Here is a 22258-nt window from a genome sequence, read left to right as displayed (position 1 = left end):
GCCTAAAACCTCCAGCAGTCTGAGCCACCGATGGACTTGCAACGCTTTTTCTTGGGTTTGAGCGGTGGAAGCACCTCGAGCTTCACGTCATTGATATTGATGGCCATCGCATCAACAAGGGACATTAACGAGCGCTCAGAGACGCACAGGGCCTCGTGCTTCAAGTCATCGCAGAAGAAGCGCTTCCAGGGCAGCAGACGCACGTTCATCGTAGCGTTGCCCACTTCTTCGCGAACCTTCTCCACAATTGAAATGATGTCGGTGGACGACTTTCCCGCGGGAATCGTAAGACTTGCAATGGAGATGTAGTCGGCCTCGACTTCCTTTGGTGGTGGCAGCTGAGCGAGGTACCAATAGAAGCGCATGTAGAAGGAATCGGGCAGGTCTTTTTCTGGTTGAAGTGCAATTTCCTCGCGCAGAGATTTGTGCTCCGAGGCGAACTTATCGAGAGCAGCCTCTGCACTGGCCAGTCTCTCTTCGAAGAGCTTCTGCAACTCCGCCTTTGCCTTGTCAACTTCACTCGGTGGAACGGTCGCGCTTGGTGTCATTCCGCCAATCTGGATTGACATCTTTCCGGCCGCTGGCAGGGCCGAGATGGCTGAATTCCAATCCAACTTCTTGGCTTCAGCCGCCGCTTCGCGCGCAGCTGCGCTTGCAGCATCTTCACTTTGCTGAATCTTGGCAGTCACCTTGACGAAGGAGTCAGATACCAGGCAATCAGAATCGCGTGATGCGCAGGAATTGAGCGCAAGCTCAAGGACTGCAAGGTCAAATTGAATCTGGTCTTTGAGACTTACGAGGCGCGGCACGCCGCCATATGCAGCGAGAATTTGAGTGCTGACGTACGCAGGGGCCTTTCGACGGGAATCTTCGATGATGTTGTCGACCAAGTTGTAGACGTCCTTCAGGGCGACGTAGTACTTGGCTACAGACATCAGCTGCAGCGGGGTGGGCAGATTGCCCTTGAGACTTGGGTCGAGGTTCTCATATGGCACAACCAAAACGCGATAGGCGGTCGGGTTTTGCAGGAGAGTCGAAGCCTCCGGTTGGAGCTTTGTGAAGTCGACGATGTCGGCCTGTTTCCCGGCAGGCTTGGGGGCTACCAAAGAGGGCGAGAAAGGTATCCCGCCTTCCTGGAAGGTCCTGAAGCCGACGTTGTTCAACTCCACCTGCTTATTGGAGACGGTAGAGGACCTCAAGCTCGCGCTCACGCCGTATCCGGAGCCACTCAGAGCTACCGTTAGCTTGTCCTTTTCGACGGTCGACGTGCTGGAAAGTGTCAAAACGACTTCGACCTTGGCGCCCCGGTGAATGCTGGCCACAAAGCCTTCGCCACACTTGGCGCTGAAAGCCTTGAAGGCCTTCGCTCTGAGAAGGGCCTCAGCCTCGGGAGTGAATCTGATTTGATGTGAAAGCGACGGCGAAGTCTGGGTGGCCTGCGGCGCAACTCCTGGGGCTTGGGCGGCCGTCTGTTTCAATGCATGCGCAAAGCGCGCAGGCTCAATCACATTTTGTTCATACACACCAAGAGGCACTGCGAATGTGCTTCCGTTCTCTGCCTCAAATGTGAAAAGGTAGTTGAGAGCATCGACGTTGAGTTGCCGAGACTTCTCTTGGTCGAGAGAGCCCGAAGACTTCGTGCCAGTCCCCTTGAACGAAGCCTTTATGGCCAGGGTCTGCTCCTTGAGTGTGCTGACACTGCTCTGGGCCAGTTTCACGTTAGAGGCATACGTCGCGGTCTCCAACGGCATCGCAGCCACCTGGACGCATGTGGCAGAGGTGCCCGCATCGTTGTAGGTGTCCCACCCTTGCCCAATGGTCACGCCACCCTTGGGGTATGGATAGTTTGCGGGAGGGAGAAGTGGCCTGGCCTTTGCATCTTGGGCTTGCTCGCCCGGTGTCTTCGGAGTTGTTCCAGAGGCTGATGCCGCCGCCCGTGCCGAATCTTCGTCCTTTTTGCATGCCCCAAGAACGCCAAGAACAAAAATCGCGCAAAGCGCGACCTGCAGTCGCTTCATGACCATGCCCTCCTGTGCGGGCAATTCTGTCAGTTGAGTATGAAAGCCGAAAGGGTTCAACCTAGGGATTTACCCTTGCAGGTGCTTTGTGTGTTGATGGGATGCCTACCGGCGCCCCAGCTTCTTTGCGAACGCACTCATCCATCACGTTCGCGGTTGCTTCGCCTTGAGGCGCCAGGAGCTTAACCGGCAGCGTGCCGTCCAGCTCTGCCTCCATGATGGTGCAGCGGACGAGCTCGCACTCGGTCCCGTTCATCATGCCTACGTGGCAGCGCTTGAGCGGAATGCCGGTAGCCTGCTCAGCAAGTAGTAGGCGTCGCCATGCTTTCTTGAGCCGACGCAACTCCTCGTCCGCCAGCCTGCCCAAGGGCTTTGTGCCATCGCCGTTGCCCGGCGGGTGGCAGCCGACGTAGGCATTGCATGGAGCGCAGGGCCAGAACTTCAAATGGAAAAAGTCCGGCCGACGCGGACAAATGACGTCGCCGGAAGCCGTGGGCCAGGATGCCGCACTTGAGGAAGGCATCGAACTCGTCCTTGACAAATCGAGGCAGCTCGGCGCCGGTGCTGGCCAAGATGTGGGCAATGAAGCTGGCCGCATACTGCTGCACCAGGCAGTACAGGGTGGTCTGCTCGGGGCGGTGGTGTTCGTAGCGTAGTGGAGCGGAGCGGAGCGGGGCGCCGCCCGGCGCCTGCTGGGACTGCCGGCCGGTGGCGTTCAGGATGGGCTCCCGGTGAGGTGAGCCCGCACGGCCTCAAGCCGTACTGCGCGCATCAATCTCCCTGAGGACCGCCGACCGATTCGTGCCCTCCGCCGAGGGACCACCTTCGAGTGTGTTGCCCTGGTCGGATCGGCGGCTTCGGGGTGACGAAATCGAGGCCTTGGATGTCGCTGATGGGTCGACACCGCCAGTCCAACTGATGGGGAAGCGGTCAGTCGCGCAGCGCCATCTGGGTTGAAGGATCCCGATGTCCGCTGTACCCCATACAGCCAACATTAAAGACTTCGCGCGCGACGAGGCCCGATGACTGCTTGGCGCCAGTGAGCAAGTGTGCACCCGCAGCCAGCGAACGGCTCCAATCGCTGCAGAACGGTAGTTGAAGCAAAACGGACAAGCGCGGTGCCAAGACCGACGTGCTGGCGCGGGCAGCCTGTCAAAGGCAATGCTGAACAACTCCATTCGGGCGTGCATCCACGGTGACTTGCCCAGTCTCTTCACGGCACTGGGCTTTGTGGCGGAGCCTCAGACGTTGGCTCTTTGATGCGTTGAATCCCCGGGTTGACCTGACAGAGGATGCAACCCCGCGCTGCCAATCGCTGCTGACCTCAGTCCCGCCCAGCCTGCTCAATAGCCGCGGCCAGCGCAGCCGGGTCGGTGAACCAGACCTCGTGGCTGCCACTGCATTCCACGTGCCGGAACAGCCCCAGCCGCTCGGACAGACGCGGGTGCCAGCCCAGGCTGTGCGGCAGGGCGGCGTCCATGCGGCAGTTCACATAGCTCTTGGGCAGTGGGCAGGCTGCCATGGGCTGGCTGAGGGTGATCGGGTCCTGGAAGGTCTTGTACGGGTGGGTGTTGAGCTTTCCGAAGGCTTCGGTGGCCAGCGCGAGGTCTGCATCGTTGATGAAGGCCTCGCGCCAGATCGGGAACGGCAGCATCACGCCGCCGCCCGTTTCTGCGGCGATGTTGTCGAACAGGGCCGTGTAGTGGGGCGGTACCAGATCGTTCAGGCACTCGCCGGGTTGCGGCACAAAGGCGTTGACGTACACCAGCCGGGCCAGGCGCTGCGGGCGCAGGTCGGCCACGCGCGAGATCACCATGCCGCCGTAGCTGTGGCCCACCAGGCGCACCTGCTCCAGCCCGTGTTGATCCAGAAACGCTGCCAGCGACTGCGCCGCGTCTTCCAGCCCAGTGGTGGCGCGGTCATCTTCAGGGCGGTTGCCCGCCAGCGTGGGGCAGTGCACGGTGTGGCCGCGTGCTCGAAGCTGATCGGCCGTGGCTTCCAGCTCGGCGCCGGTGTGCCACGCGCCGTGAACCAGAACATAGGTGTTTTTGGACATGGTGTTCTCCTTCTCTCTTCATTGAGGTGTGAGCGCCTGGATCAAGCGTGAACCGGCTGGCAGAGATTGTGCGAAGGGCGCCGACGCTCAGTTGGCCGCTGTGCGCCAACCCGCTGGCCGCTGCGTGCCAGGGGTGGCCTGCTTCAAGCTCACGCGAAGCGTTCAGCGCTGGTCGCGCAGGGCAGACGGTGTGTGACCGAGCAGGCGCCGGCAGGTGCGACTGAAGTGCGATGGGTCCAGCAGGCCCACGCGGCGGCCAATTTCGGCCGCGCTCACCTGCCGCAGGGCGGGGTTGGCCAGCATCAGCCGGGCGGTGGTCATGCGTTCGGCCATCAGGGTTTGCGCGAACGTGGTTCCCGCGCTGCCCATGGCGCGGTGCAGGCTGCGCACCGAGCAGCCCAGGCAGGCCGCCACGTCGGTGGCCGTCAGGCCGGGCTCAGCCAGCCGCTCGCGCAGCACCGTTCGCGCCCGATTCACCAAGGCTGCCGATGTCGCTGCACGGTGGGGCACCTGCGACGGGCAAGCCAGCGACAGCAGTGCACCCAGCTGATCTTCCAGAAGCTGGGCTGGCAAAGGCGGTGCGCTGGCCATGTCGGGGCGCCACTCGCGTGCAAACGCGACCAGCGCGGCGCCCCATCCGGGCGCATCAGGGCAGAAGGGCCGGGCGGTGTGCATCTCTGGCTCGGCCAGCCAGTGGGTCACCCAGTTCAGCGGCAGTTCCAGTGACACCGTGGTCGGGCCACGGTCGAAGCCAAATCGATAGGGCCGGCGCGAGTCCACCAGCGCGAACGCCCCCGGGCGCATCAAGGCTTCCCGCCCGTCTTGAGCGACCGTCCAGGGCGCTTCCATGTTGCCCAGCAAATAGAAGAACTGTTCGCCGCGGCCGCGGGCAATGCCCCTGGGTGTGCGCCACACCTGCTGGGGCGCAGCCTGCACCCAGTTCACGCCCACGCTGCCCAGCGGTGCGCAGCGCAACTCGCCAAAAAAGTCCTGGCGGCTGCCGCTGGCGTCCATGGCCAGAAAACCTTCGGTGATGGCACCCACCCAGTAGTCCAGGCGCTGCTGCGCGGGCACGGCGTCGGTGCTCCAGCGGCGCGGTTCGATGGGGGTGGTCATGCTCTGCAGTGTGCCGCGCGATTCGGTCGGCGTCGTCAGCAATTTCCCGCAAGAGGGCCTGCGGGTCTTCGCTGACTGGACTGCCCTCCGTGCTGCGCACTGCGGGGCTGGGTGCTATGGCTGGTGTTGTTCGTGCATGTCCGCAACCTCTTCAAAAGAGCCTGCTCCCAGCTCCCGCTCCGCCCGCGCCACACTGAGCTTGAGCCCCAGCATGCCGAAGATGCGGCTCATGGTTTGCACGCTGCCTTCGCTGCGCTCTTGTTCGATGTCCTGCATGGTGCGGTAGGCGATGCCGGAGAGTTTGGCCATTTCGGCGGTGGTCAGGCGCATGGTCTTTTTCAGGTGTCGCACGGCTTGTGGTAGCGACCATTCCGGGTGTGCGAGCACGTCCTCCACGGCCTGCTTTCTCAGGTCCAGTTGCTGCGCAACCGTGAGGGTGTTGTAGCGCTTGTCCATGGTGTTCAGGCCAGTGTGGCGAGTTTTTGCGCGAGGGCCAGGATGCCGGGGCGCAGGAGCTGGAGAAGCGCTGGGTCCAGGCCCATGGCTTCGCCTTCGGTGGCGATGCGCGCCAGCGCTGGCGCCATGGCTTTCAGTCCTTCGACCAGGGGTGCGCGTTGCACCGGCCCGGGCCCCTTCTTTCTGCGTTCCTTTTGCTCCTGCGCGCTCAGCTCGCAGACACGGTCGAGCACGCGACCCCAGTCGGGCTGACCGCCGTCGTTGTCTTTCCAGCGAATGCGCCGCGCGATGCCGTCCGGATGCAAGACCATGGGGGCAAAGTCGTACAGCGGGGTGAGGGCGATGTGGCCGTTGAAGTCGCGCTGCACGGCGGTGTTGCGGGCGTGGTTGTCTTTGTTGCCCAAGGCCAGGTTGGCCACATCGCGTTTGAGGTATTCCAGTACCTCGCTTTGCGGGTCTGTGCAGTGCCGCATCAGTTCCAGGCAGACCTGGTCGTGGCTGGGCACGGCATCGAAACCGGGCATGCCTGTGAGAGTAGCGATGCTTTCCTGTGCAAGGCGAGTCACCGTGCTGGCGTGGTTGCGGCGATCGATCTGGCGGTCAAACCGGGGGATAAAAAGGGCGCGCTCGCGCAGCACCAGAGGGGCATGCACCCGCAGTCCTAACTGTTGGGCAATGCCCATGTAGGGGGCCTCGTGCCGGAGGATGCTGGCCAGTTGCTGATCTGTGCCGCGCCCGAACTTGACGATGTAGTGCTGCACCGCACGCTTGTCTGGCAACGTGTGGTCCAGGTACAGCAGTCCGTCGTCCGCCCGCGTCAGCAACACCTTGGGCCACTCGCCCTGAACGCCAGACGAGCCGGCCACAAACAGGCCATGCGAGGCCAGGTGCTCGGCAAATGCATCACCGCGCTGCGCCACTTCTTCATCGGTGAAGCCGTGCACGGCGCCAGCGTTGGCGCCGAGCCACTCGGCGGCTTCTTTCACCCGCAGGTGGCCGATGGGGTTGCCCGCCCCGGCCAGCAGCAGCTTCCAGTCGACCAACTCGCCTGTATTCGGCGATTGACCGATGCGGCGCAACAGCTCTTGTCTGCCAAAACCCTGCGGCAACATGTCAATGAGGAACACCGGCCAGTGCGGCACCTGCAAAGGCTCAAGGCCCACAGGCCATCGGGCGCATAGAGCGTGCGCGTCGGAAGCGCCGCCGTGTTCAAACGCCCACTCGACCGCATAGCCCGAATAGGTCTTTGCCCTCCAACCTTCGTTTTCCTGGCCATGCAGGCGCACGCTGGCCATGTCGTGCCAGGCGCCTTGTGCGTGAAGCTGGAGGGTGCAGATATTGTCCATTTGCACGAAAGTCTATCAATAATAGGCCTGTAGTAGGCATCTTTTTATCTGTATTTTCGTGTGATTAAGGGGTTTTTTGGATGGTTCAAGGTGATATCGCCTCGTCCGTAAAACAGCACCCACCAAGAGGCCCGAACGGCCTACTTTCGGTCGATGAGTATCGAAATATGAGCCCGATGGATGGATTTTTTGATTCCAGTCGATAAATCGGTGCTTGAAAGCTGGTCGCTCCCCCACCATCCGCGCCATGTTCAACAACCCACTGAGGTTTACATGGCAATCAGCAAACGCTCTCCTCTCATCGTGAATCGCGACACCCGCGCCTGGGGACTCCAGGTCTGGGTGTCGTTTGGACTGGCGGTTTTTCTCTGTGGCACCGGGCTGGCTTATCTGCCCGGGCAGGCGCTGGACCGGGCATTCATGGTGATGGGCTATGTGTTCTGCTTGTCCACGGTGTTCGTGCTGTCCAAGGCGGTGCGCGACACGCAAAAGGCCAGCCTGGCGGGTGAGCCGGAGACGCCGATGTGGCGGTTTGTGGTCTGGGGCGGTTTTGCGGTGGCGATGGGGCTCACGCTCTGGGGCTTGGTGCGAATGGAGATCGACGAGACCTACAAAGCCTACCTGGGCGTGAGCTGGTTGTACCTGGTGACGTCTGCGTTCACGCTGGCCAAGACGCTGCGCGATCGCCACGAGGCGGACCTGGCCGAAGCCCATTTGATGGGACGCCAGCAGGCGCTGACCGAGCACGTGACCGACTAACGCTGCTTCGGTTTTCCCCTCGTGGTTTCCCTTGGTGACACGGGCGCAAAGCCCGGTGAGGCGGGTGGCCTGCGGGCGATCCCACACATTCCCTGTTTCTGGAGCAATGAAATGAACAAGTCTTTCTTGAAGAACACCCTTCTCGCCGCCAGCCTGGCGCTGGCCCTGGCCGCCGGCCCGGCGCGCGCGCAGAGCGAGGCTTCGCTGGTGCTGTCTGCCTTGCCGGTGGCCTCGGTGGTGGGGACGGCCTCTGCGGTGGGGGGCAGTGCCGTTGCCGGTGCGGCGGCGGTGAGCGCGCTGCCGGTGGCGCTGGCGGTGAGCGGCGCGGTGCTGGTGGTGAAGACGGTGGAGGTGTCGGTTCGCGGCACGGTGATCGTGCTGGAGCGGGCGTCCGACGGCGCAAGGGCCAGTGTGGAGCTGAGTGGGCGCGCCGCCTCTGGCGTGGCAGCCAGCGTGGGCACGGCCGTGGTCGTGAGCGTGATCGGCACCGGCGTGCTCTTGTCTGCGGCGGGCGAGGTGCTGTGCTTCATTCCCAATGAACTGGGTCGCGCACTGCTGCACAACGAGCGCATCACGCATTGATCAAAAGGAGACACCATGAAGAAGAAGCCTTTTCAAGCGGTGCCCACCGTGCTGACCTTGGCCGCGGCGCTTCTCGTGGCGCATGCCGCGCACGCCGGGCGTTCCTGCGAACAGCGGCCGATGACACCGCAGACGCTGATGCAGGGCATGACGCTGGCGCAGAAAACCGCAGAAGCGCTGGACGCCGAATTTGCCCGCAGCGGTGCGCGCGTGGTGGTGCTGGGCCGCGCGGGCCAGGACCTGGGCAAGTACCAGTTGCGCTACTCGCACCTGGGCTGGGCCTACAAGACGCCCGAGGGCCCATGGCGCGTGTTGCACAAGCTGAATCAGTGCGGCACGTCCACCGGTGCCCTGTACCGGCAAGGTCTGGGCGAATTCTTCCTGGACGACCTCTGGCGCCACGAAGCGGTGTGGGCCGTGCCGGGGCCGGCCTTGCAGGCACCGTTGCTCGCTGTATTGACCGACCCGGCGCTCAGCACCCGCCTGCATGAGCGCGACTACAACATGGTGTCTTACGCTTGGGGCACGCGCTACCAGCAGTCGAACCAGTGGGCGCTGGAGACGATGGCCCTGGCCGCCGAACCGGGCATTGCCTCACGGCAGCAGGCGCAGGCCTGGCTGGGCTTCAAGGGCTACCAGCCCAGCACGCTGCGCCTGGGCGCGCTCACCCGGCTGGGCGCCAGCACCACGTCGGCCCACATCCGGTTTGATGACCATCCCAATGCCAAGCGTTTCTCAGACCGCATCGAGACCGTGACGGTGGACTCGGTGCTGCAGTGGCTGGAGCGCAGCGGTTTGGGCGGTTCGCCGGTACGCCTGGCGCTGTGAGCACGGGTTCGCGCAGATACTTGCCCGCATTCAAGGAATAGAGGAGTTGGAGATGAGCAAAAGCATGCGCTGGTCAGAGAAATGGTTTCGCCGCGGGCTGTGGCTGGTGGCCTTTGTGTTCGCCTGGTTTCTCGTGGGGCTGGGCGGCACCATCGTGGGCGACCTGCCACAGGTGGAACAGCGGCAGACGCTGGACGATTTTCTGGACCCGCAGCGGGCGCCAGCGCTGAAGCAAACCATTGAAGCGGCGCAGCGCGCCGGGCGAGAAGCTCAGGACGCGCTGGACCAGGCGCGCCTGCGTCTGCAAACGGCACAGGCCAACAACCGAGCCGCGCGCGAGACCTTCAGCAACTGGCTGGCGACGCGGCACGCCACCGAGCGGCCTGAGCAGGACGAAGAGCTTATTCAGCGTACCCGCGATCTCGACGCCTATCGAAAGGCCGAACGCGAGGCTTTGACGGCGGTCGAAGCGCAGGAGCAGGCAGCCCTGGACGCGAGCCAGACACAGCAGCGCGCACAGGACCAGTTGCACGAGATGGAGGAGGCCGCTCGCGAGACTTACCTGAGCGCCCAGCGCGCCCAGGAACTGCGCGTGTTCCTGTACCGGCTGGCACTCACCCTGCCGTTGCTGGTGGCGGCGGGTTGGTTGTTTGCGAAGAAGCGCCACGGCACCTACTGGCCGTTTGTGTGGGGTTTCATCTTCTTCGCGGTCTTCGCCTTCTTCGTGGAACTGGTGCCCTATTTGCCCAGCTACGGTGGCTACGTGCGTTATGTGGTGGGCATCGTGCTCACGGTGGTGGGCGGGCGCTACGCCATCCGGGCACTGCAGCGCTACCTGGAGCGGCAGCAACAGGCCGAGGCCCTGCCCGACAGCCAGCGCCGGCACGAGCTGGATTACGACCTGGCGCTGAAGCGTTTGAGCAAAGGTGTGTGCCCGGGCTGCGAACGCGCGGTCGACATGAAGGACCCGCAAAACGACTTCTGCCCGCACTGCGGCATGGGCCTGCACAACCGCTGCGCAAGCTGTCACAGCCGCAAGAACGCCTTTGCACGGTACTGCCATGGCTGCGGAACGCCAGCCGAGTTGGCAACAAAATGACACGAATTGAGTGCATTTAGACTGCTTTTAATATGGTTTTGCTGTGAGTTGATTTGACTTTTATGCTGTTTTCCATATAATTCGCGGCTTCACCCCATTCGCAACCCCGTGTGCACGACGTGCCCCCGGAGTGCCGGGAATCGGTGAGAGTGCCTTCGGGAATGCCTTCGGGTTTCCCGCTGGCACCGCCCCATCGGTTGCCGAATTGCCACGTGCCGTGGCCACGCTCCGGCGGCTGTGCACCAGCCGATCCCGCGCACTCTCCCCCGTTTCAAGATCCTGCCTCCGCACCGGAGGTCTTTGCTTTTCCTGAAGCACTTCGTGGCGATCGGCGCACCTGTTGGAGGGCAGATCACCCATGTGTGGCATTGCAGGAGAAATACGATTCGACGGCCAGCCCGTTGATGTGAACGCGCTGGCGCGCATGAACGATCAGCAGCGGCCCCGCGGGCCAGACGGCCAGGGCCTGCAGGTGAGCGATCGCTTCGGCTTTGGCCACCGCCGGCTCAAGATCATGGACTTGTCGGAAGCGGCACAGCAACCCATGTTCGACCCCGCCCTGGGTGCCGGCATCGTGTTCAACGGCGCCGTCTACAACCATGGCGACCTGCGCAAGGAGCTGGAAGGCAAGGGGTACCAGTTCCATTCCACCGGCGATACCGAGGTGCTGCTCAAAGCCTGGCATGCCTGGGGGCCTTCGTTTGTGAAGCGGCTCAACGGCATGTTCGCCTTTGCCATCTGGGAGCGTGACAGCGGCCGGGTGCTGCTGGGGCGCGACCGGCTGGGCATCAAACCCCTGTACTTGGCCCCGCTCAAGGGCGGCCTGCGTTTTGCCTCCAGCCTGCCGGCCCTGCTGGCCGCCGGCGGCGTGGACACCGCCATCGACCCGGTGGGCCTGCACCACTACCTGTCGCTGCACGCCATCGTGCCGCCGCCGCATACCCTGCTGCGTGGCGTGAAGAAGCTGGCGCCCGGCACTCTGATGCACATCGACGCCGACGGCACCACCCGCGAAGAACCCTTCTGGTCGCTCAACTACGAACGCGGCTCGGCCGACGAGGCGCGTTCCTTTGATGACTGGCGCGAGATCCTGTTGGATGGCTTGCGAAGCGCGGTGAAGCGCCGGCTGGTGGCCGATGTGCCGGTGGGCGCGCTGCTCTCCGGCGGGGTGGATTCCAGCCTCATCGTGGGCCTGATGGCCGAGGCCGGCGTGCGAGACCTGCGCACCTACAACGTGGGCTTTGAAGACGTGGGCGGCGAAAAAGGCAACGAATTTGAATACGCCGACATCGTGGCCCAGCGCTTTGGCACCGTGCACGAACGCATCTTTGTGCCTGAAGCCCAACTGCTGGGCCGCTTGCCGGAGGCCATTGCCGCCATGAGCGAACCCATGGTGAGCCACGACTGCATCGGCTTCTACCTGTTGAGCGAAGCCGTGTCGCGTCACAGCAAGGTGGTGCAGAGCGGGCAGGGTGCCGACGAGGTGTTTGGTGGCTACCACTGGTACCCCAAGCTGCAAGGCAGCGCCCAGCCGGTGGTCGATTACCACGCCGCATTCTGCGACCGCGACCATGCAGAGATGCGCGAAGTGGTGCAAGCGCCGTACATGACCGACGACGTGACCCGCGCCTACATCGAACAGCGCCTCACCGCCCCCGGCGCCACCGACCCGGTCGACCAGGCGCTGCGCATGGACACCACCGTGATGCTGGTGGATGACCCGGTCAAACGGGTGGACAACATGACCATGGCCTTTGGCCTGGAAGCGCGGGTGCCGTTTCTGGATCACGAACTGGTGGAACTGGCCGCGCGCATTCCCGCGCGCCACAAACTGGCCGGCGGCGGCAAAGGCATTCTGAAAGAGGCCGCGCGCCAGGTGATTCCGGCGGTGGTGATCGATCGGCCCAAGGGTTACTTTCCGGTGCCCGCGCTCAAGCACCTCAAAGGCGATGTGTTGGCCAATGTGCGCGACGCGCTGACCAGCACGGCGGCACGCCAGCGCGGCCTGTTCCAGCCGGCCTATGTGGAGAAGCTGCTGGCCGATCCGTCCGCTCACATCACACCGCTGCGCGGCTCCAAGCTCTGGCAGCTGGGCCTGCTGGAGCTGTGGCTGCAGACCCACCTGCGCGGATGAACAAGGAGGAGACCACATGAGCCGCAAGAACACGCAACGCGCCATGCGCCTGGGGCGCGCGCCAATGCCCCAGGCCGACGGCAGGGGCCAGACGGCGCCGCAGTCCAATGTGATCACGGTCTGTGGCTGGGGCCGCCTGATCGCAGGCCATACCTTTGCCGATCCGGCAGACATCGCCGCCGCCCTGCTGCAGGAGGCTCCCGGGCAACGCGACATTGCGTTTTACCTGGACAAGCCGCACGTGGTGGTGGCGCACGCGCCCGGTCAACTGTTCATCGACCCCTCCGAGACATTCCGCCTGGCGCTCAGCGCCTACACCCCGCAGCGCGCGACCCGACGGGGGTACACCATTCGCAGGTTGCGCTCGCGCGCCGATGTGGCCGCCATCAACGCCATCTACCGCGCGCGGCGCATGGTGCCCGTGGACCCGGCGCGGGTGTGGGGGCAGCGTGCGGAGCGACAGATCGTTTATGCCCTGGCCGAAGACAGCCAGACCGGTGATGTGATCGGTGTGGCCATGGGGCTGGACCACGCAGAAGCCTTTGCCGACGCCGAACCGGGTTCCAGCTTGTGGGCGCTGGCGGTGTCGCCCCAGGCCAGCCACCCCGGCATTGGTGAAGCACTCACACGCTATCTTGCGGAGTACTTCCAGGCGCGCGGCCGGGCGTTCATGGACGTGTCGGTGCTGCATGACAACGCGTCGGCCATTGCGCTGTACCGCAAGCTGGGTTTCCAGAACATTCCGGTGTTCGCGGTCAAGCGGCGCAATGCGATCAACGAACCCTTGTTCAGCGAAGGCGGACAAGAGATCGACGGACTCAACCCTTACGCCCGCATCCTGGTGGACGAAGCGCAGCGCCGCGGCATCCGGGTGGAAGTGATCGACGCCGAGCACGGCTACTTCAAACTCAACCATGGCGGGCGCAGCGTGGTGTGCCGCGAATCCCTCTCTGAACTCACCAGCGCGGTGGCCATGAGCCGCTGCGCAGACAAGCGCGTCACTGTGCGCCTGCTGGAGCGCGCGGGCCTTCGCGTGCCGCGCCAGGCGCTGGCCGCAGACGCCGAGCACAACGCCGCGTTCCTGCGCGAGGTCGGCGCCGTCGTGGTCAAACCCATTGACGGCGAACAGGGCAAAGGCATCACCGTGAACCTCACCTCAAGCGAAGAGATGGAAACCGCCATCGAGAACGCCAGTCACTTCGGTGAGCGTGTGCTGCTGGAGCAGTTCTGTGAAGGGCAGGACCTGCGCATCGTGGTCATCAACCACCAGGTGATGGCGGCCGCCTTGCGCAAGCCCGCCACCGTGGTGGGTGACGGACAGAGCACCATCACCGAGCTGATCGAAAAACAGAGCCGACGCCGCGCCGCCGCCACGGGAGGGGAATCGCGCATCCCGATGGACGCTGAAACCCGCCGCTGCGTGGCCAGCCAGGGCCACGAGATGGACGACGTGCTGCCCTTTGGACAGTCGCTGGCGGTGCGCAAGACGGCCAACCTGCACACCGGCGGCACCATCCACGATGTGACCGATCAGCTGCACCCCGTGCTGCGCCAGGCGGCCGAGCAGGCCAGCCGTGTGCTCGACATTCCCGTGACCGGGCTGGACTTCCTGGTGCCCGCCGTCGATGGACCTGACTACGTGATCATCGAAGCCAACGAGCGCCCCGGCCTGGCCAACCACGAGCCGCAACCCACCGCGCAGCGTTTCATTGACCTGCTGTTTCCCTTGACCGCCACCCAGGAGGCCTCGTCATGACCGAATCCGCCCGCTCCAAAAACAAAACGCCGACTCTGCCAAAAATCGACTACGCCTTCCTCGAAGAAACCCTGTTGCAGTTGCTGGCCATCCCCAGCCCGGTGGGCCTGACCGATGCGGTGGTGCGCTACACCGCCGGCCGGCTCGATGCCATCGGCATTCCGTATGAGATCACCCGTCGGGGCGCCATTCGCGCCACGCTGAAAGGCCGCGAGGCCCGCCCGGCACGTGCCATCGTGGCCCACTTGGACACGCTGGGCGCCATGGTGCGCGAGATCAAATCGAATGGCCGCATCGGCATCGTGCCCATCGGCAGCTGGTCGTCGCGCTTCGCCGAGGGAGGCCGGCTCACCGTGTTCACCGACACCCAGCAGCTGCGCGGCACCTGCCTGCCGCTCAAGACATCGGGCCACGCCTATGGCGACGAGATCGACACCCAGCCCTCCAACTGGGACCATGTGGAAGTGCGGGTCGACATCCCTTCGCACAGCGCCAAGGACCTCACGGATGCCGGCATCAACGTTGGCGACTGGATTGCGTTTGATCCGCAGCCCGAGCTGCAGCCGGATGGCTACATCAACTCGCGCTACCTGGACGACAAGGCCGCAGTCGCCGTGTTGCTCGCCGCCTGCAAGGCCATCGTGGACAGCGGCAGCAAGCTCGCGATCGATGCGCACCCACTGTTCACCATCACCGAAGAAGTGGGTTCCGGTTCGTCTGCGGCGCTGCACGGCGACATTGCCGAGATGGTGAGCCTGGACATTGCCATTGCCGCGCCCGGCCAGAATACCGACGAGCGCGCCGCCACCATCTGCGTGCAGGACATGGCGGGGCCATTTGATTACCACCTCACACACAAGCTGATCGAGCTGGCGAAGACGCACGGCATCGCGCACCGGCGCGACGTGTTCCGCTTCTACCGCTCAGACTCCGCCGCCGCAGTGGAAGCCGGCAACGACATCCGCACCGCACTCATCGGTTTCGGTGCCGACGCATCCCACGCCCAAGAGCGCACCCACCGCGATTCATTGCAGGCGCTGGCCGACCTGACAGTGGCGTACATGCTGTCCGATCCGGTGGCGCGGCGCGACCGCAAGTCCATGGGTTCGCTGGAAGGCTTCACGGAACAGCTCAAGCCCGAAGAGATGGGCGTGTCGACCACGGCCTTGCCCGATCCGGGGGAATTCCTGGAGGCGGACGGGACGGTGTCGACGGAGGGCGGTGGTCGGTCCTGAGCCGACGGTGTGTGGAAAGGTTGCTTCGCAATTGAAGAGCCATGCGCGCGCACAATGGTTGGATGCCAACGCCAGAGCGCGGTCCGCCACAGAAACCCAAGGATCTTTCAGCGACCCGGGACGCTGCCTGGGCCAGCGAACAACAGTGCCGCCTGCTGTTCGATGGCCATCCCCAGCCCATCTGGGTGTTCGACCAAAGCAATATGCGCATGCTGGCCGTCAACGCGGCGGCCATCACGCGCTACGGCTACTCGCGCGAAGAATTCCTGCAGCTCACGGTCTTGGACGTCAGGCGCACGCTGCAAGGCGAGCGCCTGACGGTGGCACAGGTCGACCAGGATGTGATTGGCCCCAATGGCCTGCGGTTGACCACCCGCTGGCAGCACGCCCTGAAAGACGGCAACGTGATGGATGTCGAGGTGACCTCCTGCGATTTGCTGTGGGAAGGCCGGGCTGCTCGCTTGGTGGTGGTGAACGACGTGACCGAGCGCACCGCCATGCAACGGCAGGCAGAGCAAGCCATGCGCGAGACGAGCACAGTGCGCGAACTGCTCGATCATGTGATCCACCGGGTGGGTGACGCGATCATCGCGCTCGACAAAAACCTACGGTTCACCTATCTCAATGCGCCCGCCTTGCGACTGCTGCAGCGTGAGCGGGCCGAACAACTGGTGGGCAGCTACATCTGGGACGAATACGAGCTGGAGCATGGCAGGGCATTTCACAGCGCATACACCAGAGCCTTGCGGAACCAGCAGTCTGAAATCTTCGAGGCCTTCTACGCACCGTGGGACAAGTGGATTGAGGTCCGCGTGTTCCCCTCGCCCGAAGGGCTGTCGATCTTTTGCAACGACATCACCGAGCGCAAGCTGTTCGAGCGCCTGCTGCTCGACCGCGAGCGCGATTTTCGCCTGCTGGCCGAACACATGCCCGCGATGATCTACCGCGCATCGGTGGAGCCTCCGTACCATGCGCTGTATGTCAGTCCCTCCATACAGATCCTCGGCTACACCGTGCAGAGCTGGATGGCCGACCCGATGGCCTGGACCCAGGCGCTGCACCCCGACGACCGGGAGCGCGCGCTGGGCGCACTGTCGGAGGCGTACGTGGACGGGGGCGATCACCAGATCCAGTACCGCCTGCGCGACGCGCAAGGCCAATGGCGCCATTTCCGCGATCGATCCCGGCGCATTGACCCCACCGATGGCAGCCCCGCCTATGTGCAAGGCATTGCGCTGGATGTGACCGATCTGGTGGAGAGCGAACAGGCCTTGCGCGCCAGCGAAGCCAGCCTGCGGCGCAGCGAGCAGCGCTACCGCCTGGCCGCCGCCAGTGGGCAGGTGTGGGATTGGGATATCGCGCACGACCGCCTCAACCTCAGCCCCGACTTCTGGGCGCAACTCGGTTTTGAACCGATGCCCGCCACGGCATACAGCAGTTGCCTGGGGGCCCTGATCCATCCCGAGGATCTGATCCTGTACCGAAACGCCATGCGCCGCCACCTGAGGGACCGCAAACCGTTTGTCATGGAAGTGCGCCTCAGCGATGCGCGCGGCGCATGGCGTTGGCTGCATGTTCAGGGACAGGCCGAGTGGAACGACCAGGGGTGGGCCACTTTCATGGCCGGCACCACGGTCGACATCAGCCCGCGCAAAAAGGCCGAAGCCGCTCTGCGCGAATCCGAGGCCTACCGGCGCAAGCTGTTTGAGCATCTGGCCGACGGTGTGCTGCTGATCGACCGCGACGACCGCATCCTGGATGCCAATCCACAAGCCCTGAACATGCTTGGCTACACCGGTGAGAGCCTGCTCAATATGTCGCTGCAGGCCCTGCTGGCGAACCAGGAGCCGACATTCCCGGCGACACTCCCGGTCGACCACCTGCAGCCGCAGTCACCTCACCCCAGCACGCTGACGGAGTGGAACGTCTTGCGCCGGGATGGCACCGTGTTGCCGGTCGAGGTGAGCATCCGTGCGCTGGATGCCGAGCGCTACATCGCGGTGCTGCGCGACATGAGCGATCGCCGTGCAGCGCAGCAGGCGCTGCTGACCCATCAGCTCGAACTCTCCGAACTCAACCAGCGGCTGATGAAGCAGGAGCAGAGCACCACCCAGCGCCTTGCCCAGGCACTGCACGACAACCTGGGCCAGTCGCTGGCGGTGGCACGCCTGAATCTGGAGGCCGTGCTGATCTCCGAAGGCGCCACCTTGCCTGCGGCACTGGCCGCCCAGTGCCAGCGTCTTTCACAGGTTCTGGCGCAAGCGGTGCTGGACGTGCGGGAAGTGCTGGCCGATCTGCGCCCACCGCTGCTCGAAGAGCTGGGCCTGGCGGCCGCCCTGGACAACGAAACCCGCGCGACGCCGCAGACCTTGGGGACCGATGTGCTGCTGGAGATTGCTGAAGGTTTGAACCGGCAGCGCTGGCCGACCGACGTGGAGTACTGCGCCTTCATGGTGGTGCGCGAAGCCATCGCCAATGCCCGCCTTCATGCCCGCGCTTCGTTGATCCGGGTGTTGCTGGGGGGCGATGGGAGCCGGCTCATGGTGGACGTGATTGACGATGGTGCAGGCATGCCGCCTGACATGTCGCAGGGGCGGCCGGGCCATCTGGGTATTGTGGGCATGCGAGAACGGGCCATCTCCATCGGTGCGCGCTTCGCCATCATCGCCGAGCCCGGTGGTGGCACACGCGTCAGCTTGAATTGGGGGGCATCCGGGCCATGAGCAAGCTCTATCTGGTCGACGACCACACACTCTTGCGCGACGGCTTGCGGGCGGTGCTGGAGGCCGCCGGGCATCGGGTGGTGGGCGAGTCGGCCGACCCGACGCAGGCGCTGGCCGAGTTGCGCGATCTGGGTTCCGTGGTGGTGCTGCTCGATCTGCACCTGGGCCAGCGCTCGGGCTTCGAGCTGCTGACCGAGCTCCAGCGCCGGGCGCCGGAGGCACGCGCGATCGTGCTGACCATGTCGGCCCAGCCGCGCCATGTGGCCGAGGCGCTGCGGCTGGGGGCTGTGGGCTATGTGCTCAAGGGATCGTCTGCCTCCGAGCTGTTGAGCGCGCTCGAGGCGGTGGGCAAGGGCCAGCGCTTCCTGGGGTCTGAAGTGGCGGTGCTGGCCGTGCAGGGCCTCACCGCGCCGGGCGACGAGGCCCTGGACACGCTCTCGGTGCGCGAGCGGCAGATCGTGTTCATGGTGGTGCACGGGCAATCCAGCGCCGAGATCGGTCGCGAGCTGCACTTGTCGCCCAAGACGGTGGACTCCTACCGCAGCCGCCTCATGGGCAAGCTGGCCACGCCGGATGTGCCCGCCCTGGTGCGCTTTGCCATCCGCAACGGACTGATCGACGCCGAAAACGTCTGATCTCTGTTGCATGCCCTGCGTCCGGGTGTGTGATGTTGCACACAACTCCCTGGCCACACGGTCCATCTCACCCCGCATCGAGAACTCCCTACAGACGCTGCCCGGACGGCTTTCTACAGTGCCTGAAGGTGGTTGATCTGCCGGTCCGTCGAGCCCGGCCAGCCTTCAAGGAGTCTCATCGTGTCCCCTTCCTGTTCTGTACATCGCCACGCTGCCGCGGTGCCCGGCGAAGCCGACTGCCAGGTTCTGCTGGTGGTGGAGCATCCGCAACGCCTCGACCTGATGCGGCGTTGCGTGCGAGAGCTCTTGCCCGGGTGCCACGTGGCTGTGGTTGATTCCCATTTTGATGCCGTGTCCCGTGTCACCCGAATGCAAACGCATCTGCTGGTGCTTGACCTGTCGATGGACAGCGTACTGGTGCCGGCACTCAAACGTCTCCTGGCACGCGCCTCACCCCAGTCGCTGATTCATGTGTTTGACGACTCCATGGACGGCGCTTCCGGCTCCGGAACCGACTGCAACCGACCGTCCATTGTTCAACTCAGGCAGGCGCTTGTGGACTTGGCCGACAGCTCCTTCCAACCTCACAGAGATTGCCGCCATGCCATTCGCACCCCTGCCTCCTGACGAACCCAGGCGCTTGGCCATCCTGGACTCACTGGGCGTGCTCGACACGCCGGCCGATCCCGTGCTGGACGGCATCGTACGGGTCGCCGCCCTGCTGACCGGCTGCCCGGTCTCTGTGGTGAGTCTGGTCGATGCGAAACGCCAATGGTTCAAGGCACGCTATGGTGCGCAAGCCCAGCAGGCACCGCGCGAGCTGGCATTCTGTGCCCACGCCATCCTGCAGACCGAGTTGTTCGAGGTGGCTGATGCACGCCTGGACGCCCGCTTTGCCGACAACCCCCTGGTGACCGGTGAGCCGCATGTGAACTTCTATGCAGGCGTGCCCTTAATGGTGGACGGTCACGCCATGGGCACGCTTTGCACCATCGATTACCAGGCACGCCAGCTCACCGACAACCAGCGCGACATCTTGCGCGACCTTGCTCATGCGGTGGAGCACTGGCTACGCAGCCAGCACCTGCACGAGCAATTGAATCGTGCCAACGCCGAACGGCGCGATCTGCTGGACCACCTGCCGGACGGCGTGCTGATGCTGGACCAGGACCACCAGGTGATGGACGCCAATCCGGCAGCGTTGCAGATGCTGGGGTACAGCCGCAGCGAACTGGTGTCGAAGCACGTGACGGACCTGGTGCCGGAGGAAGAACACGATCGCCTCGCCCGGGCCATTGCCGAAATACCGGGTTCAGCTGGTCGCCTGAACGAGTGGCCACACCGCCGCCGCGATGGCAGCGTTTTCTGGGCCGAGGTGAGTACCCGCCAGGTGGATGCAAGGCGCTTTGTGTCGGTGCTGAGAGACGTCACGGAACGCCGTGCACAGGATCAAAAACTGCGCTTGCTCTCAATGGCCATGGAGCAGTGCGCGGAGAGCGTTCACATCACCGACCTCGATGCCAGGCTCCAGTACGTCAACGCTGCCGGGTTGGCAAACTCAGGTTACGAGCTCCACGAGATGCTGGGCCAGAACCCGAGCATGCTGAACTCCGGCCGCACCCCGGCTGACAGCTACCGCGCCATGTGGGATCACCTTCTGGAGGGAAAGCCCTGGCGCGGACGCTTCTTCAACCGCCGCAAGAACGGCGTGGAATACCAGGAAGACGCGATCATCACGCCCATTCGCGACGCAAAAGGCCAGATCACACAGTATCTGGCGCTGATGCTGGATGTGACCGAGAAGGAACGACTGGGCCAGGAACTGGCCTGCTACCAGCAGCATCTGGAAGAGCTGGTGGAGCTGCGCACCTCGGCCCTGGTGAAGGCCCGCCGCGCGGCCGAGGCAGCCAGCGAATCCAAGAGCGAATTTCTGGCCACCATGAGCCATGAAATCCGGACCCCCATGAATGGCGTGGTGGGTTGCATCGATCTGCTTCAGCGCTCGGCGCTCTCCTCTTACCAGCGCGAACTGGCCGACACCGTCGGTGAATCGGCGCTGGCTTTGTTGACCATCATCGATGACATCCTGGACTTCTCTAAGATCGAGGCAGGTCAGCTCACGCTGGAAAGCGTGCCTGTTTCCCTGGTGAGACTCACCGACAGCGTGTGCGACGCCCTGCGCACCACGGCCACGTCGCGATCGGTCGATCTGCAGGTGGATGTGGACCCCGGCTTGCCGGACTGGATCCTGAGCGATGCCGGACGGCTGCGCCAGATTCTCAACAACCTGCTCGGCAACGCCATCAAGTTCTCCGCCGACACCGGGCGCCTGGGCCGGGTGGAGCTTCGCGTGCAGCCCTGCCCGCCGGGGCAGCCCGGGCACCTTGAGATCCGTGTGATCGACAACGGCATTGGAATGGCCCCCGAGGCGCTGCAACGCATCTTCCAGCCCTTCGTGCAGGCCGAAGGCAGCACTACGCGCAGCTTTGGCGGCACCGGCCTGGGCTTGTCGATCTGCAAACGCCTGACCAGCATGATGGGGGGATGGATCGTGGTCGACAGCCAGACCGACCAAGGCACCACCTTCACGGTGACCTTGCCCTTCAAGCTTACCCAGGAGCCCCGGCGGACGGTGAGCGAGAGACCGATGTCCGCCGTGCAGACAGGGCCCCGGTTTGCCATGGCCGGCAGCCCCTTGGTGCTGCTGGCGGAAGATAACGAGATCAATCAGAAAGTCTTTGGCCACCAGCTCGCCTTGCTGGGGCTGTCGGTGGAGTTCGCCAGCGACGGCCTGGACGCCCTGGCGCGCTGGCGCGCGGGCCGGGCCCAGCAGCGCTATGCCTTGCTGCTCACCGATCTGCACATGCCTGGCATGGATGGCTACACGCTGGCCGCCACCATCCGCACCGAGGAGCGAGATGGCCCAAGAATCCCCATCGTGGCGCTCTCGGCCAACGCCTTGCGCGGCGAGATCGACCGCTGCCGCTCCGCCGGCATGGACGACTACCTGAGCAAACCGGTCCAGACCGACCAGCTCGACGAGATGATCAAGCGCTGGTTGCCGTCAGACGGAGCGCAGGCGCCTGAGCGGTTTGGCCTGGGAGAGTGTGAAGAGCTGGACGTGATTGAGGTGGAACTGAGCCCTTGCGACTACGACGACAACGCACTGGCACGGTTGCTGGGCGAAGACTCCACGGAACTGGCCGAATTCCGCCAGCGCTTTGTGCTCTCTGCGCTCACTACCATGGACGAGATGCGCCGCGCCGCACACAGCAGCGACTTTGTCACCCTGGGCAACCTGGCGCACCGCCTCAAGTCATCCTGCCGCGTGATTGGCGCCGTGTCGCTGGCCGCGTGCTGCGAGCGCATCGAGCTCGCCGGCCCCGACTGCAGTGCCACACAGATGTATCGCCACATGGCCTTGATGGAAGACGCGCTGGCCCACGTCATGACCCGCTTGTCCGACCACATCGGCGTGCAGTTTTCAGACTCGACCAACTGATCCGGAACGGACG

17 protein-coding genes are annotated in these 22258 nt (G+C 64.2%); 12 read left to right on the top strand and 5 right to left on the bottom strand.

The window, feature by feature from the left end:
- Positions 1–2: 2 nt before the first annotated feature.
- Positions 3–2018, bottom strand: a complete 2016-nt coding sequence (locus J2W49_RS23850; protein WP_310321939.1) for a hypothetical protein — start codon at positions 2016–2018, stop codon at positions 3–5.
- A gap of 473 nt (positions 2019–2491) precedes the next feature.
- On the opposite strand from J2W49_RS23850, the gene J2W49_RS23845 reads away from it, so the two are divergent.
- Complete coding sequence (locus J2W49_RS23845) at positions 2492–2674, top strand: hypothetical protein (protein ID WP_310321938.1); 183 nt, start codon at positions 2492–2494, stop codon at positions 2672–2674.
- A 668-nt stretch (positions 2675–3342) separates the two neighbouring features.
- Here the strand turns inward: J2W49_RS23845 and J2W49_RS23840 are convergent.
- The 4 genes from J2W49_RS23840 to J2W49_RS23825 all read right to left on the bottom strand — a co-directional run bounded on the left by J2W49_RS23840 (position 3343) and on the right by J2W49_RS23825 (position 6992).
- Positions 3343–4074 (bottom strand): alpha/beta fold hydrolase, encoded by a 732-nt coding sequence (locus J2W49_RS23840; protein WP_310321936.1) that lies wholly within the window; start codon positions 4072–4074, stop codon positions 3343–3345.
- Positions 4075–4236: 162 nt separating this feature from the next.
- Entirely contained in the window at positions 4237–5190 is a 954-nt protein-coding gene (locus J2W49_RS23835; protein WP_310321934.1) for a helix-turn-helix domain-containing protein, read from the bottom strand.
- A gap of 114 nt (positions 5191–5304) precedes the next feature.
- Positions 5305–5646, bottom strand: coding sequence for a helix-turn-helix domain-containing protein (locus J2W49_RS23830; RefSeq protein WP_310321931.1), 342 nt, complete (start codon positions 5644–5646; stop codon positions 5305–5307).
- A gap of 5 nt (positions 5647–5651) precedes the next feature.
- Positions 5652–6992, bottom strand: coding sequence for a type II toxin-antitoxin system HipA family toxin (locus J2W49_RS23825; RefSeq protein ID WP_310321958.1), 1341 nt, complete (start codon positions 6990–6992; stop codon positions 5652–5654).
- Positions 6993–7265: 273 nt separating this feature from the next.
- Here J2W49_RS23825 and J2W49_RS23820 point away from each other — a divergent pair, with 273 nt between their 5' ends.
- The 11 genes from J2W49_RS23820 to J2W49_RS23770 all read left to right on the top strand — a co-directional run bounded on the left by J2W49_RS23820 (position 7266) and on the right by J2W49_RS23770 (position 22245).
- Entirely contained in the window at positions 7266–7751 is a 486-nt protein-coding gene (locus tag J2W49_RS23820) for a YiaA/YiaB family inner membrane protein (protein ID WP_310321929.1), read from the top strand.
- Between the two features lie 111 nt (positions 7752–7862).
- Positions 7863–8333, top strand: a complete 471-nt coding sequence (locus J2W49_RS23815) for a hypothetical protein (RefSeq protein ID WP_310321926.1) — start codon at positions 7863–7865, stop codon at positions 8331–8333.
- A gap of 15 nt (positions 8334–8348) precedes the next feature.
- Positions 8349–9161: a DUF2145 domain-containing protein gene (locus tag J2W49_RS23810; protein WP_310321925.1), complete on the top strand. Its 813-nt coding sequence runs from the start codon at positions 8349–8351 to the stop codon at positions 9159–9161.
- 52 nt (positions 9162–9213) lie between these two features.
- Positions 9214–10260: a serine endopeptidase gene (locus tag J2W49_RS23805; RefSeq protein ID WP_310321924.1), complete on the top strand. Its 1047-nt coding sequence runs from the start codon at positions 9214–9216 to the stop codon at positions 10258–10260.
- A gap of 358 nt (positions 10261–10618) precedes the next feature.
- Entirely contained in the window at positions 10619–12394 is a 1776-nt protein-coding gene (locus J2W49_RS23800; RefSeq protein ID WP_310321923.1) for an N-acetylglutaminylglutamine amidotransferase, read from the top strand.
- 16 nt (positions 12395–12410) lie between these two features.
- Entirely contained in the window at positions 12411–14150 is a 1740-nt protein-coding gene (gene ngg / locus J2W49_RS23795; RefSeq protein WP_310321922.1) for an N-acetylglutaminylglutamine synthetase, read from the top strand.
- On the top strand, positions 14147–15385 hold the full coding sequence (locus J2W49_RS23790) for an osmoprotectant NAGGN system M42 family peptidase (protein WP_310321921.1): 1239 nt from the start codon (positions 14147–14149) through the stop codon (positions 15383–15385). Before ngg ends, J2W49_RS23790 begins: the two co-directional genes overlap by 4 nt.
- 41 nt (positions 15386–15426) lie before the next feature.
- Positions 15427–18108, top strand: a complete 2682-nt coding sequence (locus J2W49_RS23785) for a PAS domain-containing sensor histidine kinase (RefSeq protein WP_310321920.1) — start codon at positions 15427–15429, stop codon at positions 18106–18108.
- A complete protein-coding gene (locus J2W49_RS23780) occupies positions 18105–18743 on the top strand; it encodes a response regulator (protein WP_310321918.1) in 639 nt (212 codons plus the stop codon). Before J2W49_RS23785 ends, J2W49_RS23780 begins: the two co-directional genes overlap by 4 nt.
- 180 nt (positions 18744–18923) lie before the next feature.
- Complete coding sequence (locus J2W49_RS23775) at positions 18924–19370, top strand: hypothetical protein (RefSeq protein ID WP_310321917.1); 447 nt, start codon at positions 18924–18926, stop codon at positions 19368–19370.
- Positions 19345–22245 (top strand): PAS domain S-box protein, encoded by a 2901-nt coding sequence (locus J2W49_RS23770; RefSeq protein WP_310321916.1) that lies wholly within the window; start codon positions 19345–19347, stop codon positions 22243–22245. Before J2W49_RS23775 ends, J2W49_RS23770 begins: the two co-directional genes overlap by 26 nt.
- Positions 22246–22258 lie beyond the last annotated feature (13 nt).

It is taken from the genome of Hydrogenophaga palleronii (assembly GCF_031457455.1).
GTDB classification, from domain to species: domain Bacteria; phylum Pseudomonadota; class Gammaproteobacteria; order Burkholderiales; family Burkholderiaceae_C; genus Hydrogenophaga; species Hydrogenophaga palleronii_A.
The sequence above is the reverse complement of the archived record's forward strand: the minus strand, read 5'-3'. Positions and strand labels throughout refer to the sequence as shown.

Bases quoted from the DNA above. Each gene is read 5' to 3' on its own strand.
- J2W49_RS23850 (WP_310321939.1), bottom strand. From the start codon at position 2,018: ATGAAGCGACTGCAGGTCGCGCTTTGCGCGATTTTTGTTCTTGGCGTT.
- J2W49_RS23845 (WP_310321938.1), top strand. From the start codon at position 2,492: ATGACGTCGCCGGAAGCCGTGGGCCAGGATGCCGCACTTGAGGAAGGC.
- J2W49_RS23840 (WP_310321936.1), bottom strand. From the start codon at position 4,074: ATGTCCAAAAACACCTATGTTCTGGTTCACGGCGCGTGGCACACCGGC.
- J2W49_RS23835 (WP_310321934.1), bottom strand. From the start codon at position 5,190: ATGACCACCCCCATCGAACCGCGCCGCTGGAGCACCGACGCCGTGCCC.
- J2W49_RS23830 (WP_310321931.1), bottom strand. From the start codon at position 5,646: ATGGACAAGCGCTACAACACCCTCACGGTTGCGCAGCAACTGGACCTG.
- J2W49_RS23825 (WP_310321958.1), bottom strand. From the start codon at position 6,992: ATGGACAATATCTGCACCCTCCAGCTTCACGCACAAGGCGCCTGGCAC.
- J2W49_RS23820 (WP_310321929.1), top strand. From the start codon at position 7,266: ATGGCAATCAGCAAACGCTCTCCTCTCATCGTGAATCGCGACACCCGC.
- J2W49_RS23815 (WP_310321926.1), top strand. From the start codon at position 7,863: ATGAACAAGTCTTTCTTGAAGAACACCCTTCTCGCCGCCAGCCTGGCG.
- J2W49_RS23810 (WP_310321925.1), top strand. From the start codon at position 8,349: ATGAAGAAGAAGCCTTTTCAAGCGGTGCCCACCGTGCTGACCTTGGCC.
- J2W49_RS23805 (WP_310321924.1), top strand. From the start codon at position 9,214: ATGAGCAAAAGCATGCGCTGGTCAGAGAAATGGTTTCGCCGCGGGCTG.
- J2W49_RS23800 (WP_310321923.1), top strand. From the start codon at position 10,619: ATGTGTGGCATTGCAGGAGAAATACGATTCGACGGCCAGCCCGTTGAT.
- ngg (WP_310321922.1), top strand. From the start codon at position 12,411: ATGAGCCGCAAGAACACGCAACGCGCCATGCGCCTGGGGCGCGCGCCA.
- J2W49_RS23790 (WP_310321921.1), top strand. From the start codon at position 14,147: ATGACCGAATCCGCCCGCTCCAAAAACAAAACGCCGACTCTGCCAAAA.
- J2W49_RS23785 (WP_310321920.1), top strand. From the start codon at position 15,427: ATGCGCGCGCACAATGGTTGGATGCCAACGCCAGAGCGCGGTCCGCCA.
- J2W49_RS23780 (WP_310321918.1), top strand. From the start codon at position 18,105: ATGAGCAAGCTCTATCTGGTCGACGACCACACACTCTTGCGCGACGGC.
- J2W49_RS23770 (WP_310321916.1), top strand. From the start codon at position 19,345: ATGCCATTCGCACCCCTGCCTCCTGACGAACCCAGGCGCTTGGCCATC.